The 15444-nt window shown below is 51.6% G+C and carries 17 protein-coding genes (1 of these 17 cut by a window edge); 16 read left to right on the top strand and 1 reads right to left on the bottom strand.

Annotated features, from left to right (window positions below):
• Positions 1-62: 62 nt before the first annotated feature.
• The 14 genes from ACLIN2_RS26585 (at position 63) to ACLIN2_RS26520 (ending at position 13785) form a co-directional block, all read left to right on the top strand.
• Positions 63-1085, top strand: a complete 1023-nt coding sequence (locus tag ACLIN2_RS26585) for a sugar ABC transporter substrate-binding protein (protein WP_092275134.1) — start codon at positions 63-65, stop codon at positions 1083-1085.
• A 120-nt stretch (positions 1086-1205) separates the two neighbouring features.
• A complete protein-coding gene (locus ACLIN2_RS26580; RefSeq protein ID WP_327930633.1) occupies positions 1206-2696 on the top strand; it encodes a sugar ABC transporter ATP-binding protein in 1491 nt (496 codons plus the stop codon).
• A gap of 1 nt (position 2697) precedes the next feature.
• Positions 2698-3696 carry an ABC transporter permease gene (locus tag ACLIN2_RS26575; protein WP_092275128.1) on the top strand — a complete coding sequence of 333 codons (999 nt, stop codon included), beginning with the start codon at positions 2698-2700 and terminating at the stop codon, positions 3694-3696.
• A 155-nt stretch (positions 3697-3851) separates the two neighbouring features.
• Positions 3852-4517, top strand: coding sequence for a TetR/AcrR family transcriptional regulator (locus tag ACLIN2_RS26570; RefSeq protein ID WP_411502613.1), 666 nt, complete (start codon positions 3852-3854; stop codon positions 4515-4517).
• Positions 4518-4631: 114 nt separating this feature from the next.
• A complete protein-coding gene (locus ACLIN2_RS26565) occupies positions 4632-5744 on the top strand; it encodes an amidohydrolase family protein (protein ID WP_175530589.1) in 1113 nt (370 codons plus the stop codon).
• Positions 5745-5762: 18 nt separating this feature from the next.
• On the top strand, positions 5763-6176 hold the full coding sequence (locus ACLIN2_RS26560) for a Rieske (2Fe-2S) protein (protein WP_411502612.1): 414 nt from the start codon (positions 5763-5765) through the stop codon (positions 6174-6176).
• Positions 6177-6278: 102 nt separating this feature from the next.
• Positions 6279-7130 (top strand): MetQ/NlpA family ABC transporter substrate-binding protein, encoded by an 852-nt coding sequence (locus ACLIN2_RS26555; protein ID WP_122961348.1) that lies wholly within the window; start codon positions 6279-6281, stop codon positions 7128-7130.
• Positions 7131-7233: 103 nt separating this feature from the next.
• Entirely contained in the window at positions 7234-8367 is a 1134-nt protein-coding gene (gene solA, locus ACLIN2_RS26550) for an N-methyl-L-tryptophan oxidase (RefSeq protein ID WP_411502611.1), read from the top strand.
• 64 nt (positions 8368-8431) lie between these two features.
• Positions 8432-9175 (top strand): type I methionyl aminopeptidase, encoded by a 744-nt coding sequence (map, locus tag ACLIN2_RS26545; RefSeq protein WP_411502610.1) that lies wholly within the window; start codon positions 8432-8434, stop codon positions 9173-9175.
• A gap of 231 nt (positions 9176-9406) precedes the next feature.
• Entirely contained in the window at positions 9407-10936 is a 1530-nt protein-coding gene (locus tag ACLIN2_RS26540; RefSeq protein ID WP_411502609.1) for an acyl-CoA carboxylase subunit beta, read from the top strand.
• A 12-nt stretch (positions 10937-10948) separates the two neighbouring features.
• Positions 10949-11734, top strand: coding sequence for an enoyl-CoA hydratase/isomerase family protein (locus ACLIN2_RS26535; RefSeq protein WP_400588633.1), 786 nt, complete (start codon positions 10949-10951; stop codon positions 11732-11734).
• The gene (locus ACLIN2_RS26530; RefSeq protein ID WP_411502608.1) at positions 11735-13102 is read left to right on the top strand and encodes an acyclic terpene utilization AtuA family protein; all 1368 of its coding nucleotides are present in this window, start codon (positions 11735-11737) and stop codon (positions 13100-13102) included.
• Positions 13103-13105: 3 nt separating this feature from the next.
• Positions 13106-13429, top strand: a complete 324-nt coding sequence (locus ACLIN2_RS26525) for an AtuA-related protein (protein ID WP_328210400.1) — start codon at positions 13106-13108, stop codon at positions 13427-13429.
• A 143-nt stretch (positions 13430-13572) separates the two neighbouring features.
• Positions 13573-13785 carry an acetyl-CoA carboxylase biotin carboxyl carrier protein subunit gene (locus tag ACLIN2_RS26520; RefSeq protein WP_092275094.1) on the top strand — a complete coding sequence of 71 codons (213 nt, stop codon included), beginning with the start codon at positions 13573-13575 and terminating at the stop codon, positions 13783-13785.
• Between the two features lie 80 nt (positions 13786-13865).
• Here ACLIN2_RS26520 and ACLIN2_RS26515 read toward each other — a convergent pair whose 3' ends face one another.
• Positions 13866-14030 carry a hypothetical protein gene (locus ACLIN2_RS26515; protein ID WP_411502607.1) on the bottom strand — a complete coding sequence of 55 codons (165 nt, stop codon included), beginning with the start codon at positions 14028-14030 and terminating at the stop codon, positions 13866-13868.
• A gap of 226 nt (positions 14031-14256) precedes the next feature.
• On the opposite strand from ACLIN2_RS26515, the gene ACLIN2_RS26510 reads away from it, so the two are divergent.
• Positions 14257-14946, top strand: a complete 690-nt coding sequence (locus ACLIN2_RS26510) for a response regulator transcription factor (RefSeq protein ID WP_411502606.1) — start codon at positions 14257-14259, stop codon at positions 14944-14946.
• A 6-nt stretch (positions 14947-14952) separates the two neighbouring features.
• Positions 14953-15444 carry the start of an ATP-binding protein gene (locus ACLIN2_RS26505; RefSeq protein WP_411502605.1) on the top strand. The gene runs 879 nt beyond the window's last position, so the window shows 492 of its 1371 coding nt (coding positions 1-492); the start codon lies at positions 14953-14955; its stop codon lies beyond the right edge, outside the window.

Raw genomic sequence — 15444 nt, 5'->3', positions numbered from 1 at the left:
CTTTTCTAATGGGCAAAAACTAGACCTTTCTGCGATGAGCTCACAAAAAAGGGGGAACATCCATGAAAAAGAAATTTGGTCTGCTTGTGACTCTTGCATTGACAGCATCGCTCGCCCTGACAGCGTGCGGAAACGGTGGAGGGGCAGCTGCTCCGAACGGCGCAAACGGCGCTTCCGGCGAGAAAGCAAAGAAAATCGCATTAATTATGCGCCAAAATGTAGGAACGTTCTCGGCGCAGTACATCAACGGAGTGAAAAAAGAAGTGGAGAAAAACGGCGGAGAGCTGACTGTTTTCAATGCAGACACCGATCTGGCGAAAATGGCTTCCAACCTGGATGCAGCGGTAAACCAGCACTTTGACGGAATTCTGATCGACCACGGTACGGCAGAAGCCCTGCAGCAAGGCACCCAAAAGGCAGTAGACAAGAAGATCCCGGTCGTACTCTTTGACACCGATATCAAAATCGCAGGGGTTCCAACCGTTGCCCAGGACGACCAAAAGCTGGCTGACCTGAGCCTCGAGAAGCTGGCTGCGGACAACGGCAACAAAGGAAACATCGTAAAAATCTGGGTAGCTGGCTTTGCGCCAATGGAAAAACGCCAAATCACCTATGATGCGTTCCTGAAGAAATATCCAGACATCAAGGAAGTAGCGGCTTTCGGTTCGGCTACCAACAATACTGCTTTGGATACACAATCTCAAATGGAAGCGATCCTGAAGAAATATCCAAACAAAGGCGACATCACAGCGGTATGGGCAGCATGGGATGAGTTCGGAAAAGGTGCTACGCGTGCGATTCAGCAAGCAGGACGCACCGAGATTAAAGTATACTCCATCGACCTGAGTGACGAAGACCTGCAAATGATCCAAGAGCCAAATTCTCCTTGGACAGCAACAGCTGCGGTAGACCCATCCAACATCGGTCGCATCCAGGCTGAAACAGTGTTCAAAAAGATCAAAGGCGAGGAAGTACCAGACAACGTAAATCTGAACCCAGTGCTCGTACAACAATCGGACCTGCCAAAAGACAAAAAAGTAACGATGGCTGATCTTTCCCAATACGTGCAAGAGTGGGGCAAATAAGATTGTATAGATGAAAGGATTGGCTATTCCCGTTGAACCTCTCAACGGGAATCTTCCTTATTTATAGAAAAAATGGATGGATTTCTTAGCCAGTAAAAGCGCAACTAGGGGGTGGATAGATTGTCTACTTTACACATGCAAGGCATCGAGAAGCAGTTCTCCGGAGTGCCTGCGCTGCGAACCGTTGATTTTGAAGTGAAGGCAGGAGAGGTTCACGCGCTGCTCGGAGCGAACGGAGCGGGAAAAAGCACGCTGATGAAAATTCTCACGGGTGCCTACCAGGCAGATGGTGGATCCATTTCGATTGACGGTCAAGCGGTCCAGATACAATCCCCGCAGGATGCCAAGGCGCTGGGAATTCAATGTGTCTATCAGGAAGTCGATACGGCTTTGGTGCCGTATTTGAGTGTAGCGGAAAACATATTGCTGGATCAGCTCGTCCAGGACAAAGGCTCGAGCTTCGTAAGCTGGCAGCGTTTATACGCTCAGTCCGAAGAGCTGCTCCGTGGATTCGGATTCTCCATTCCCGTTCAAATGACAGTAGAAGAATGCTCGCTATCGGAAAAGCAGCTCATTCTCATCGCACGGGCGACTGTGCAAAAGGCCAAGTTTGTCATTTTCGATGAACCGACTGCTCCCCTGAGCACAAAGGAAAGTGAGCGGCTGTTTCACATTATCGCCCAGCTGAAAAAGGCAGGCGTCGGTATTATCTACATTTCTCACCGTCTTCCGGAAATCTTTGAAATTTGTGATCGCATCACCATCATGCGTGACGGTCAGCACGTGATTACGACGGAAACACAGGCGACCAATATGGATGAGGTCATCAGCCACATGCTCGGAAAAAGCTTTGCGGAGGAGTTCCCGAAAGCTGTTGTCGAGATTGGGGAGCCGATCTTTGAAGTCATCGGTGCCAGGGGCGGAAAGGTTCGCCATGCCGATCTGACTGTACGCGAGGGAGAGATCGTCGGAGTCGTCGGCCTCGTGGGTGCCGGGAAAACCGAGCTTGCCCGCTTGCTGTTCGGAGCGGACGCGGCAGAAGCGGGAGAGATCAAGCTCAAAGGAACACAGCTGCGTATCCGTACACCAAAAGACGCCGTGGATGCGGGGATCGTTCTCGTGCCGGAGGAAAGGCGAAAAGAAGGCATCTTCGTAGAGGAATCGGTAAAGAGCAACCTGTCAGTGGCAACGATCTCCAAGTGGTCTCCGTTCGGCTTTATCCGCAGCGGATTGGAAGTGGGTCTGGCGAAGGAGCTGGTGCAGCGCCTGGGTGTGAAGACAGCGGATATTAGCCAGCTGGTTGGATTTCTCAGCGGGGGAAACCAGCAGAAGGTCGCGATCGGCAAATGGCTGGAGACGGACGCCAGCATCTTCATGTTCGATGAGCCGACCAAGGGCGTTGACATTGGAGCAAAAAGCGATATTTACCGGCTGATCGGGAACCTGGCTGAGCAGAAAAAAGGCGTTCTCTACTTCTCCTGCGAGTTCCAGGAGGTTATCGGGATCGCGGATCGAGTTCTCATCATGTTTGAGGGCCAGATCGTAAAGGAACTGAGTCGCGATCAAGCGACACAAGAATTGATCATGTATTATGCTAGCGGAGGTGAGTAGTGTGGAAGGCAAGAAATTCAGTCTCTTTGATTTTGTATACAAATACGGGACGGTAGCGGTGATCGTCATCGTCATGCTGGTGTTCAGCCTGACCAACCCGTATTTCTTTACCTATGACAACATTACCGACATCCTGCGGTCCATCTCGATTGTGACCTTTGTTGCTATCGGTGTGACTTTTTCCCTGATTGTGGGTGGATTTGATCTCTCTGTAGGCTCGACGGTGTCCTTGACGACTGTCGTCGCGGCCTCCATGATGGTCTGGCATGAGCAAGGTCCTTTGGTTACCCTGCTTGCACCTATCGTCCTGAGCCTTCTCGTCGGACTGATCAATGCACTGCTGGTCGTAAAAATCCGCATTCCGGATTTGCTGGCTACACTGGCAATGCTCTACATTGTAAACGGGATTCATATGACCTATTCCAAAGGCTACTCCATCTATGCGAACATGCCGATGGAGGATGGCTCAGTCGCGCCTGGTAAATTCCAGGAATGGTTCCTTTGGCTGGGACAAGGGGAGATCGCTTCTGTTCCTGTGCCTGTTATCTTGACCTTCCTGCTCGTAGTCGTCACGCATATTTACTTGACCTACACACGTCAGGGACGGATGCTGTACATGACGGGTGGAAACCTGGAGGCAGCACGTCTCTCCGGTATTCCGGTTGATCGCTATCGCACGCTAGCTTACGTCTTGTCTGCGCTTTTCGCGGGTCTCGGCGGGATGCTCCTCGCTGCGCGCATCGGTACCGGTCAGGTCAGCAGCGGCGGCTCGATGCTGATGGACGCGGTAGCGGCGGCTTTCGTAGGCTTCTCTGTTTTCGGTGCCGGGAAACCGAACGTCTTTGGTACTTTTGTAGGCGCGATCCTGATCGGGGTGCTGTTGAACGGAATGACGATGCTCAACCTGCCTTACTACGCCTACGATATTGTCAAAGGGGTCGTATTGGCGCTGGCTTTGGCTGTGACGTACTATCAGCTGCGCCGGAAGAGAAAGGCTTAGGAATGCAGCTACCTGGCTTGAGACTGCGGGACTCTTCTCATGGAAGGGTTCCGCTCTTTTGCACCCATTCGCGCCCACATCCCCGGGAGAGGTTTTTTTACGCTCCTCCTGAGATATAATGAAGCGAACGATTTTGTCGAAGGGACGGTATGGGAATGGCCAGAAGAGAAATCCAAGTCAAGCGAATGCTGCAGTATTTTGTGGAGGCAACGGTAGAGCTGATCGAAGAAGAAGGCATCGAAAATGTAAGTGCGCGCAAAATCGGCGAGCGTGCGGGCTATACCAGCTCGACGATCTACAACTATTTTGATGAGCTGTCACATTTGATCTACTTTGCGTCTATGCGTTTTGTAAAGGAATATTTGCAAGAGCTTCCGGAATATCTGGAGCGTGGGAATACGTACGTAGAGAAGTACATCTCGAGCTGGGAGTGTTTTTGCAAGCATTCTTTTGAAAAACCGCAAATTTACCATGCCCTCTATATCGCCGATTTGGGGAAGAAGACGGACGAGATGGTCAATCATTATTTCTCCATCTATTCGAGTGATCTGATCGGCTTCACGGACGAAATCAAGCAGATGCTCTACGATCCAGACCTGACCTCGCGCAGCAAAGCATTATTGGAGCTGGCACAAAAGGAGCAGGACATCGAGGCCGCAACGATTGAAGAGGTAAATGAGATGTGCGTCCTGATCTGGGAAGGGATGATCACGACTGTTTTGAACAAAAGACGGGACATGAAGCCGGAAGAGGCCGCAGAAAAAACGATGAGGTACATCCGCAATATGATGAGTCCTTTGCAAGAGGGGCAAGCAAGGTAAGTATTTTCACTTGACCCTCGTTTTTCAGGGGCTCATAATAGATTTATACCAAAATATGAACGCGTTCATAAATTGAACTTAGTAACGAAGATGCTTGATAAGGGTGGGAGAGGCGTGACAACCAGAGAAAAGCATAATGGGTTAATCGATTGCGACGTGCATCCGGTCTTGAGCGATTTTAACGAATTGGTCCCGTATCTTGATGAATCCATTCAGCAGTACATGAACATCGGCAAGTTTGCCAAGGGAGCTCTGAGCAAGCAAAACAGCGGCTCCTTCAAATTCCCGGCTTCGGCCTACGCGAATCCGCTTCCTGTTCCATTGCGGGCAGATGCGTTTCCGCCGAACGGTGACATTCCCGGGAGCGATCCTGCATTCCTGGCGAGTGATTTGCTCGATCGTTGCCAGACGGATTATGCGATTTTAAACATTGGGCATGGAACGATGTCTGCCTTTCACAATGTGGAGGTCGCTGCCAAGTACACGTCTGCCGCCAATGATTGGCTCTATGACAAATGGGTGAAAAGCGATCCGCGTTACCGAATGACGATGGAGATTACGCCGCTTGATCCAGCGCTTGCTGTACAGGAAATCGAACGGATCGGGAAGCGCCCCGAAATTGTAGGGATTAACATGCATTGTGTGAATATTCCGTTAGGCAAACGCCATTATTGGCCCATCTACGAGATCGCCGAAGCGTATAATCTGCCCATCGTGCTGCATCCTGATACGGAGGGAACCGGGGAATATGCTGCCAGCTTTGGGGTAGGGCCTGCTTCGACTTATATGGAGTGGCATACTTCTCTTGGACTGATCGGACAGCGCAACGTGATCAGTCTGGTGTGTGAGGGTGTCTTCGAGCGGTTCCCCAATCTGAAAGTAAACTTCATCGAGTACGGCTTCTCCTGGATCGCACCTACGATGTGGCGCATGGATAAAAACTGGAAGGCGCTGCGCCATGAAGTGCCATGGGTCAAAATGCTCCCGAGCGAGTATATCCGCAGAAACATCCGCTTTGGCACACAGCCGATTGAAGAGCCTGCTCGCCCGAAGGATTTGGTTGAACTGATTCAAATGATTGATGCCGAGCACATGCTGCTGTTCTGCAGTGATTACCCGCACTGGGACGGAGACGAGCTGGACCGCGCCTTCCTCCATTTTCCCAAAGAGCTGCGGCATAAAGTATTTTACGAAAATCCGCTGGCATCATTTCGCCTACAACCTTAGAAAAGGAGCACGAGCATCATGAGATCACAGGAAAAACATCGTCTCATCTTGTGTTCCGCAGAGGAGCTGCGGGAGGGAGAACGCAGGCTTTTTGAGGTAGACGGAGTCGAGATCGGCCTGATCCGGGCGGAAGGAACCTGCTATGCCTTTCGCAACAGCTGTCCTCATCAAGGTGTACCGATGCTGTATGGATCGGTCGTAGGGACGATGCTGCCATCCGAGCCACAGGAGTACGTGTATGGGCTCCACAATGAAATCATTCGCTGCCCGCTGCATGGATGGGAGTTCAACCTGAAAACAGGCAAAGCGCTTTTTTCCCCTCAGGTTTCCATCAAGATGTACGACGCAAAAGAAGAGGACAACGAGATCGTACTGTATCTGGACCGAGAGCCACAGCAGATCGTTCAAAAGCAGTTCGCCTGTGCGTTGTGAGAGATGATTTGAAAAACTGTACTTGACGTAAGGAAATAAAAGGATTACGATCTAATTCGTATTATTCGCATCGGAAAACCTAGTTATTCTAGGGAGGTCAACATGAAGAAATCGTACGTATCCCTATTCCTGTCGCTCGTAGTTGCACTTATGGTAGCTGGTTGCGGAGGCGGACAGGGACAAGCTCCGCAAGCAGGTGGAGAAGCGAATGCAGGGAATGCTGGCGCAGGGCAAGTGGAAAAGCTGAAGGTCGGTATCATGTCCGGTCCTGAAGAAGACATCTGGAAAGTGGTAAAGGAAGTAGCGGCCAAGGATAGCCTGGATCTAGAGCTCATCGTATTCAGTGACTACGTACAGCCGAACAAGGTACTGGAAGATGGACAGTTGGATGCAAATGCGTTCCAGCACGTGCCGTACCTGGAGGAATTCAATGCCGGTCAAGGCACGCATATCGTGAAGCTGGCTGACACGATCAACTATCCGATCGGGATGTACTCCAAAAAAGTCAAAGACGTATCGGAATTGAAGGAAGGCGATCTCGTCGGTTTGCCGAACGATCCGACGAACGGAGCGAGAGCGCTGATTCTATTTGAACAAGCAGGTCTGATCAAGCTGAAGGAAGGCGTCGGCGTAAAAGCGACTGTTCGCGATATCGTTGACAATCCGAAGAAGCTGGAGTTCAAGGAAATGGACGCGGCCTTCCTGACCAAAGCGCTGGACGACTTGGCTGCTGCAGTCATCAACAGCAACTTTGCCATCGAAAGCGGTCTGGTTCCGACCAAAGATGCGATTTTCATGGAGCCAAAGGATTCTCCGTGGGTGAACATCATTGCGGTACGGGAGGCGGACAAAGACAAGCCTGTTTTCCAAAAGCTTGTGAAAGCCTTCCATTCGGATGAAGTGAAAAAGCTGGTGACAGAAAAATACGGAGATTCGATGGTTACGGCTTGGTAATCGAGTGAATCTAACCATTCTTTGATGAAAAGGTCTTCTTCCTGTATGGGAGGGGACCCTTTTCTTTAGACATAAAGGCACGGAAAAGGAAGGGGAAAACGAATTGAATCGCACATATGATGTCATTGTCTTGGGAGCAGGCTCGATGGGGATGGCGGCAGGCGCTTTTTTGGCGAAGCAAAATGCCAGGGTATTGCTGATAGATGCTTTTGATCCACCACATGCCAATGGCAGCCACCATGGGGATACGCGGATGATTCGCCATGCTTACGGGGAAGGCAAGAAATACGTTCCGATGGTGCTGCGTGCACAAAAGCTGTGGGAAGAGCTGGAGGCAGAGACAGGCAAGCATCTGTTTGAGCGTACAGGTGTACTGGGGCTCGCCAATATCGGTTCTGCCTTTTTGGAAGAAGAGATCATCAGTGCTAAGCAGTTTGATTTGCCATTGGAGATCTTGATGGCGGAGGAAGTGAGAAAGCGCTGGCCGGGTATCACCGTGTCTGATGAGATTATGGGCGCATTTGAGCCGAGCTCGGGTATCCTTTACAGCGAGGAATGCATCCGGGCGTATCGGCAAGTCGCTACCCAGCATGGCGCAGATTTGCTCACGAATACTCCCGCCAAATCGATCACCTATCATGCAGATGGGGTCACCGTTCACACTGAAAAGGGAGATTATCATGCCGACAAGCTGATAGTAACAGGAGGATCTTGGACCAGTTCCTTGCTGAAAGATTTGGAGCTTCCACTGCAGCCGTTCCGCAAGACGGTGGTATGGTACGAAGCGGACGAGGCTATGTATGGGCTCGGGAAGTTCCCCTCGTATTTTATGGACCTGCCGAATGACCGCTTCTACGGCTTTCCAAGCATTCAAGGTTCCGGCTTGAAGATCGGCAGTCATGATGCAGGCAGGTATATCGATCCTGATCGAGTGAATCGCCTTTTTGGCAGCGAACCGGATGATGACGGTGATCTAGGTACGGTCGCGCAAAGGTTCTTTCCGGGTGTTACCAACAACCGGGTGCGTGGGCAAGTGTGTCTGGTTACTTGGACGCCGGATCACGACTTTATTATCGACCGCCATCCCAACCATGACCACGTGCTGATCGTTTCGGCTTGCTCCGCGCACGGATTCAAATTTGCCAGTGTCGTAGGTGAGATTTCCGCACAGCTGACTTTGCAAGGGAAGACGGATTTTGACCTCACACCGTTTGCACTGAGTCGGTTTGTGAGATGAGAAGAAGTGTTTGTCGGAAATAGGATATAATGTGGATAATTCTACGGTGTAGGGGGATATCTTCATGTCCATTCAAAATGAAATGGATCTTATCTGTCTAAAACGAGTTGGCAAGATTGTGGCAGAGGCGAGAGAAGCGATGCTGATGGCAGTCAGGCCGGGCGTATCCACGAAGGAATTAGATGAGATCGGGAAAGCAGTGCTAACAAAGTACGGTGCACATTCAGCCCCGAGGAGAGAGTACGACTTTCCGGGCTACACGTGCATCAGTGTCAACCATGTCGTCGCTCACGGGATCCCCGATGACTACCGGCTTAAAGAAGGCGACATGATCAACATCGATGTGTCTGCCGAGCTGGATGGGTACTACGCAGACACAGGGGCTACCACCGTCGTCGGAAACGGTGATAAAAAACGGCAAGCACTGTGCAAATGTGCGGAGGATTCGCTGTACAAAGCGCTCGCTTCCGCAAGAGCAGGCTCAAAGCTGAGTCAGATCGGGCGAGTTGTCCATAATGAAGCGCGGCAGAAGGGATTTACCGTCGTAAAAAATCTGACAGGACACGGAATCGGAAAAAGGCTGCATGAGGAACCGACGCATATCCTGAATTACTATGACAAGTGGGATAAACGTCTGCTGACAGAGGGCTTGGTCATTGCAGTGGAAACGTTTATATCAACCGGTGCCGAGTACGTTCAGGAAGGTCGGGATGGTTGGGCGCTGATCACGCCGGACAAGAGCTTGGTGGCTCAGTTCGAGCATACGGTGGTCGTGACAAATGGGCAGCCGATTATTCTAACCGCATAGCTCGTAAATGAGAGTGGACTCCACAGCGAAGGAGTCCTTTTTTTTGTCTCAGCCGTCGCTTCTCTTGGCTACAGGTGTATCAGTATCCGTACAGTTGTGCGGACCCACTAACAAATGTGTGTGCAGCCAGTGCTCCTTTGCAAAAGCAAGCTGGGGCTTTTTCGTGATTCGTAATGACTGGCATATGTGTTGCAAATAAAAAGGAGCGAAGAACAAAAAGGAGGAGCTCCCATGCACAATCCCAATCAGAAGCTAAAAGACGAGATCGAGCGTATCAGGCAAGGCGGGGATGCCAAATATCATCAAAATCTCGAAGCTCAAGATAAAATGTTCGTTCGTAAAAGACTGGAGCTGCTGTTTGATGCAGATTCCATCGTAGAGGACGGTTTGTTCGCCAATGCACAGGCACCTGATCTTCCGGCAGATGCCACCGTGACTGGAATGGCGACGATTGACGGTAGACCCGTTTGTTTCATGGCCTCCGACTCGACAGTGAAAGCTGGCTCCTTTGGCAGACGGACTGTGGAAAAACAGATTCGTATTCAGGAAAAGGCGATGGAGCTGAATGTTCCGATTTTGTACCTGATCGACTCCGCAGGCGGGCGCATCACGGACCAGATCGAGATGTTTCCCGGACGCAGACACGGAGGCAGACTGTTTTACAACCAGGTGCAGCTATCGGGGATCGTTCCTCAAATCTGCATTCTGTTCGGTCCGTCACCGGCGGGTTCAGCTTATATTCCTGCTTTTTGCGACCTGACTATCATGGTGGAGAAAAATGCGAGTGCTTATCTGGGATCTCCGCGGATGGTGGAGATGGCGATTGGCGAGAAGACGACGATGGAAAACATGGGCGGCGCGCGCATGCACTGCAGCGTGAGCGGACTCGGGGACGTACTCGTGCAATCCGAGGAAGAGGCGATCGCCGCATGCAAGCGATACCTTAGCTACATGCCGCAAAGCTGGAGGGAGAAGCCACCCGTGACCGAGAGACGCGAGCCAGTCGCAGGGCGGCCACTGGCAGAAATCGTTCCGGAAAACCAAAATGTTCCCTTTGATATGAAGGAGCTGATCATGCAGATTATCGATCAGGACACGTGGTTTGAAGTGAAGAAGCTGTGGGCGCAGGAAATCATCACCGGACTGGCGCGAATGGGCGGCAAGGCAGTCGGCATCGTCGCGAACCAGTCCAAGGTAAAGGGTGGCACACTATTCGTCGACTCTGCGGACAAAGGCGCCAGATTCATCTGGCTTTGCAACGCCTTTCAAATACCACTGCTTTTCTTAAGCGATGTACCCGGCTTCATGATCGGCTCGCAGGTAGAGCGGCAAGGAATCATTCGCCATGGAGCCAAGATGCTGTCTGCTGTCTCGGAAGCGACCGTGCCCAAGCTGTCCGTTATCGTACGCAAATGCTACGGGGCGGGCCTCTACGCGATGGCAGGTCCAGCTTTCGGAACGGATGCGACGATTGCTTTGCCCAGTGCTTCCATCGCCGTCATGGGACCTGAGGCCGCGATCAATGCCGTTTACTACAACAAAATCATGAGTCTTCCCGAAGCAGAGCGAGCGGATTTCATTGCCCAAAAACGCCAGGAGTACGCAGAGGATATCGACATTTACCGTCTGGGCTCAGAGCTGGTCATCGACGATATCATCCCGTACGAGAGGCTGAGATCCGACGTCATCGCGCGGTTCAAGCTTTACCAAAACAAGCAGCCCGTCGTCTATCCAAAACGCAATGCTATTCATCCGGTGTAGGAGGTACTGGTTATGGACAAGGAAGCTGTCTTGTATGAGGTCAGGGATACGATCGCAAAAATCACGTTGAATCTGCCTGAGATGCGCAATCCATTGACGACACGCCTGACCTGCGAACTGATCACCGCTATCGAAGCAGCGGATCAGGATGAGCAGGTAAAAGCAATCATTCTTACGGGGAATGGGCCGGCCTTTTGCGCTGGGGGAGATATGAACGAGTTCAAGGAGAATTTCAGCAAAAGCGTTCCACAGCTCTACTTCGAAGGAAAGGAAGGCACGCGCTTGTTTGAGCTTGGGGCTGCCATTCGTACGCCGCTGATTGCCTCGGTTCATGGAGCTGCCTTGGGGGGGGGTTGTGGTTTGGTCGCGATGTCCCACCTCGCGATTGCGTCTGATCAGGCGAAGTTCGGGACGACCGAGCTGCGACTCGGTCTTGTTCCCTTTGTCATTTTGCCATGGATTCGCAGAGCGGTCGGAGAAAGAAGGGCGATGGAGATGATGCTCACAGCAGACATCATCTCCGCGCAAAAGGCGTATGAGTACGGGCTGATTCACCACATGACCGCACCGGAGCAGCTGGAGGAAGAGACATGGAAGCTGGCCAGGCTGGTTGCGTCCTACAGTCCGTTGGCGGTGAAGCTCGGGATAGAGGCGTTTCGCACGACGGAACAGACCGATTTGCTCACATCCATGGCTCAGCTGTGCACTCTGCGACTCGTTGCTTTTGCCAGTCATGATTTGCGTGAAGGTGCCACGGCCTTTTTAGAAAAGCGAGCACCGGTTTGGGAGGGGAAATAAATGAGAACGATACGGATCGGTGCTGCCCAAGGCTTCTACGGGGATTCCATCCTGCCCGCTGTAGCGAGCGTTCAGCGGGGAAGCCTCGACTATTTGTGCTTCGACTGTCTGGCAGAGCTGACGCTGGCAATCCTGCAAAAGGACCGCAAGAAGGATTCTTCCAAAGGGTATACGCGTGACATCACTTCCTCCATGCCAGCTTTGCTGCCGTACATGAAGGAAAAGGGCTTCAAGCTCCTGACGAATGCAGGCGGCACGAACCCGCTTGGCGCGCAGCAGGAAGTCCTGCGAATGATTCAGGAGCTGGGAATCACAGGCTTGAAGGTAGCGGTGGTGACCGGAGATGACATTTTACCGCGGCTGCCCGAATTTCGCGAGAAGGGAATTTCGCTCTCTCATATGGAGGATGGACGGTCGATTGACGACGTTTTGCCGCGAATCAGCTTTGCCAATGCGTACCTGGGGGCATGGCCCATTGTAGAGGCACTGCGGCAAGGAGCGGATATCGTCATTACGGGACGGACGACGGATTCGGCGCAATTCCTCGCTCCGCTGATCTATGAATTCGGCTGGAAAAAGGACGAGTGGGACGCGCTCGCCCAGGGAATTCTCATGGGGCATCTGATGGAATGCTCCGGGCAGGTGACAGGAGGCAATTTCAGCGGCGACTGGCAGTCAGTGGAGGAGATGGATCGGCTCGGATTCCCGATCGCCGAAGTGGAGCAGAGCGGTAGCTTTGTCATTACCAAAGCAGAGGGAACCGGCGGACTTGTCTCTATCGAAACGGTAAAAGAGCAGATGCTGTACGAAATCCACAATCCGGCTGCCTATATGACGCCGGATGTAGTGCTGGATATGACACAGGTCGTGCTGGAGGAGTCCGGCAGGCATCGCGTCCGCGTCCGGGGCGCAAAGGGAAAGCCCAGCCCGGATACGCTCAAAGTTGTTATGGGGTATCCAAATGGCTATGTTGGTCAGGCGATGGTCGGCTATTCCTGGCCGAATGCGCTGGAAAAGGCAAAAGCAGCTGATCGGATCGTGCGGAAGCAGCTAGAGCGCTTGGGCTGGCAGTATGAGGAGGTGCAGACTGAATTTCTAGGCTACAACTCTCTGCACGGGCCACTCTCGACTCTTCCGGAGGAAAAGCTCAACGAGGTGTATTTGCGGATGGCGGTTCGTACCCCGCAGAAAGAGGCTGCCGCCAAGTTTCCCAGATTGTTTCCTCCTTTGGCGCTGAGCGGTCCGCCGACGATGAGCGGAATCGGTGGGATGACTGCGCCGCGTGAGCTTTTTGGGATGTGGTCCTGTCTTGTTCCGCGAGAAGTAGTGGAGAGCAGAGTCGAGGTCAGCTTGGTGGAGGTGGAGTAGTACATGGGAAACGTACAATTGCGCGAAGTAGCCTTTGCACGTTCGGGAGATAAGGGAAACACAGTAAACATCGGGTTGTTCGCAGCCCGCCCGGAGTGGTACGAGGTGTTTGTGAGGGAAGTGACGCCAGAGCGGGTCAAAGAACACTTTCGAGGATTGGTAGAAGGAGAGGTAGAATGTTATTTGATGCCCAATATTCACGCGATGAACTTTGTCTTGCGGGGGGCATTGGCTGGTGGAGGCTCTACTTCTATCCGAATGGACAATTTGGGCAAATGCTTTGGGTCCAATCTTTTGCGCATGGAAATTGAAGCAGACGAAGCTTGACCTAGGATGACGAAGGATTTATATCGTGGATCGAAAGAAGGATATGATCATAACCGGTGGCGAAAATGTATATCCAGAAGAAGGAAAGCAGCGCTCGTAGAAGTCGAATAAGCGAGTAATTACTGCATAGGGGAGGAATCAGAATGAGCAAAATTGTGGCGAGTATGGCGGGAAATGTGTGGAAGGTATTGGTGCAGCCGGGAGACGCTGTAGTAGAGGGGCAGGATGTTGTGATCCTGGAGTCCATGAAAATGGAGATTCCGATAGCAGCTGAGAGCAGCGGTACCGTCAAAGAAGTGAAGGTGAGCGAAGCTGATTTCGTCAACGAAGGGGACGTTCTCGTAGAATTGGCGTGAGTGGACCGCAATCGAATAGAGAAGCAAAAGAAAAACAAGCTGCGAGCTTCTGCCAGCTTGTTTTTTTTCATAGAATGGCCTTAATGATAGTCGAGCAGCATTCCATGGCTTTCAAAGACCCCGTCTACTTCATCGTGCATTGCAAGCATGCCGTCTGGAGTGTCCATTGGGGAAGCTATGGATGCCCCCAGTACAATCGAGGAAATAGCGGCAGCAAGAGCTCCTGCGATTACTAATTCTTTCATGAATCGGTTCCTCCTTATGAAAGGCTGTCTGCATATTGTCGATTCTCTTACTATAGATAGTATGTGGTTTTTGACTCCGATACTAGACTTAATTTGCGGGAAAAGCCCTTCGTTTTTTACGCTTATCCAAAGTGGGAGATCACTGCTTATAATAGAGAGGGAATGCTTCTATCAAGCTGCGACTAGCTCCCTTGCACCTTGATCAAGAGAATGGAGGGAGAGTTTTATGGATAAGGCCAGTATTTTATTGGTTGAAGATGAGAAGAAGATTAGCAGATTTCTGCAGCTAGAGCTGGAATATGAGGGTTACGAGGTGCTTTGTGCGGAGGATGGGGTGAGCGGGCTTGAGCTTTATGCCAGCAAAAAATGGGACGTCGTACTGCTGGATGTCATGATCCCCAGGCTCAATGGCATGGAAGTGCTTCGGCGCATACGTGCTTCGGACAGTATCACACCAGTCATTCTGTTAACGGCGAGAGACTCGCTGCCTGACAAAGTAAGCGGTCTGGATTTGGGGGCTAACGACTACATCACAAAGCCTTTTGCCATTGAAGAGCTGCTGGCGAGGCTTCGCGTCTGCATGCGGATGGCGAACCATCTCAAGCAGGAGACAGAAAACGAGACCGTTACACTGGGGGACCTCTGCGTAGATGAACGCATGCGCTCGGTTACACGGGGTGGCAATCCAATTGAGCTGACTCCACGTGAGTTTGATTTGATCGTCTATATGGTCAGGAACGCCAACCAGGTGTTGAACCGGGAGCAAATTTTGACGAACGTTTGGGGGTACGACTATTACGGCGACACGAACATCGTTGACGTGTACATCCGTTATTTGCGCAAGAAACTGGATGATCACCTGCATGCTCCACTTATCCATACGGTGCGGGGTATCGGGTATTCGATCAAGGGGTAGAAGCTGATGAATATCCGGAACAAGATCCAGGTTTTTTCCTTGGTTTGGCTGGTGCTGATTTTATGTATTACCAACGTCTCGATCTACTGGCTGTTTTATAAGCAAATGACGGATCAGGAAATCGGGAGGCTCCAGCAACAGGCGCAAAACATAGCGCAAACGCTGCATGCCACAGTCAATCAGGTCGATCCGGCAGATTTTCTGCAGGCCTATTTGACGCCAATCGGTATGATCAGAGTCGTGAATGCAGATGGACACGCAGTCCTTACAGCTGCCAAGGATGTCAAATTTGGCGGTTTGAAGCCCGCGTACAGCGATGCTGAGGTATACCGTTTGGAGGAGAAAGATGGGGTGCTATATGCAATCGCACAAGTCCCGGTGATTTGGAAGGATGGGACAGTCGTTTCGCTTGAAATGACGAACAGCTTGGCTGGCACTCAGGAAACCATGAGTATGCTGTTGGTAGTGCTCGTGTTGGCTTCGTTGTTTGTGTTATTG

The sequence above is a fragment of the Brevibacillus centrosporus genome (assembly GCF_046622605.1).
GTDB classification, from domain to species: domain Bacteria; phylum Bacillota; class Bacilli; order Brevibacillales; family Brevibacillaceae; genus Brevibacillus; species Brevibacillus centrosporus.
The sequence above is the reverse complement of the archived record's forward strand: the minus strand, read 5'-3'. Positions and strand labels throughout refer to the sequence as shown.

Excerpts from the sequence above, each read along its gene's own strand:
- ACLIN2_RS26540 (WP_411502609.1), top strand. The coding sequence starts at position 9,407 with ATGCACAATCCCAATCAGAAGCTAAAAGACGAGATCGAGCGTATCAGG.
- ACLIN2_RS26515 (WP_411502607.1), bottom strand. The coding sequence starts at position 14,030 with ATGAAAGAATTAGTAATCGCAGGAGCTCTTGCTGCCGCTATTTCCTCG.
- ACLIN2_RS26510 (WP_411502606.1), top strand. The coding sequence starts at position 14,257 with ATGGATAAGGCCAGTATTTTATTGGTTGAAGATGAGAAGAAGATTAGC.
- ACLIN2_RS26535 (WP_400588633.1), top strand. The coding sequence starts at position 10,949 with ATGGACAAGGAAGCTGTCTTGTATGAGGTCAGGGATACGATCGCAAAA.
- ACLIN2_RS26530 (WP_411502608.1), top strand. The coding sequence starts at position 11,735 with ATGAGAACGATACGGATCGGTGCTGCCCAAGGCTTCTACGGGGATTCC.
- ACLIN2_RS26585 (WP_092275134.1), top strand. The coding sequence starts at position 63 with ATGAAAAAGAAATTTGGTCTGCTTGTGACTCTTGCATTGACAGCATCG.
- ACLIN2_RS26520 (WP_092275094.1), top strand. The coding sequence starts at position 13,573 with ATGAGCAAAATTGTGGCGAGTATGGCGGGAAATGTGTGGAAGGTATTG.
- ACLIN2_RS26570 (WP_411502613.1), top strand. The coding sequence starts at position 3,852 with ATGGCCAGAAGAGAAATCCAAGTCAAGCGAATGCTGCAGTATTTTGTG.
- ACLIN2_RS26525 (WP_328210400.1), top strand. The coding sequence starts at position 13,106 with ATGGGAAACGTACAATTGCGCGAAGTAGCCTTTGCACGTTCGGGAGAT.
- ACLIN2_RS26560 (WP_411502612.1), top strand. The coding sequence starts at position 5,763 with ATGAGATCACAGGAAAAACATCGTCTCATCTTGTGTTCCGCAGAGGAG.
- ACLIN2_RS26555 (WP_122961348.1), top strand. The coding sequence starts at position 6,279 with ATGAAGAAATCGTACGTATCCCTATTCCTGTCGCTCGTAGTTGCACTT.
- map (WP_411502610.1), top strand. The coding sequence starts at position 8,432 with ATGTCCATTCAAAATGAAATGGATCTTATCTGTCTAAAACGAGTTGGC.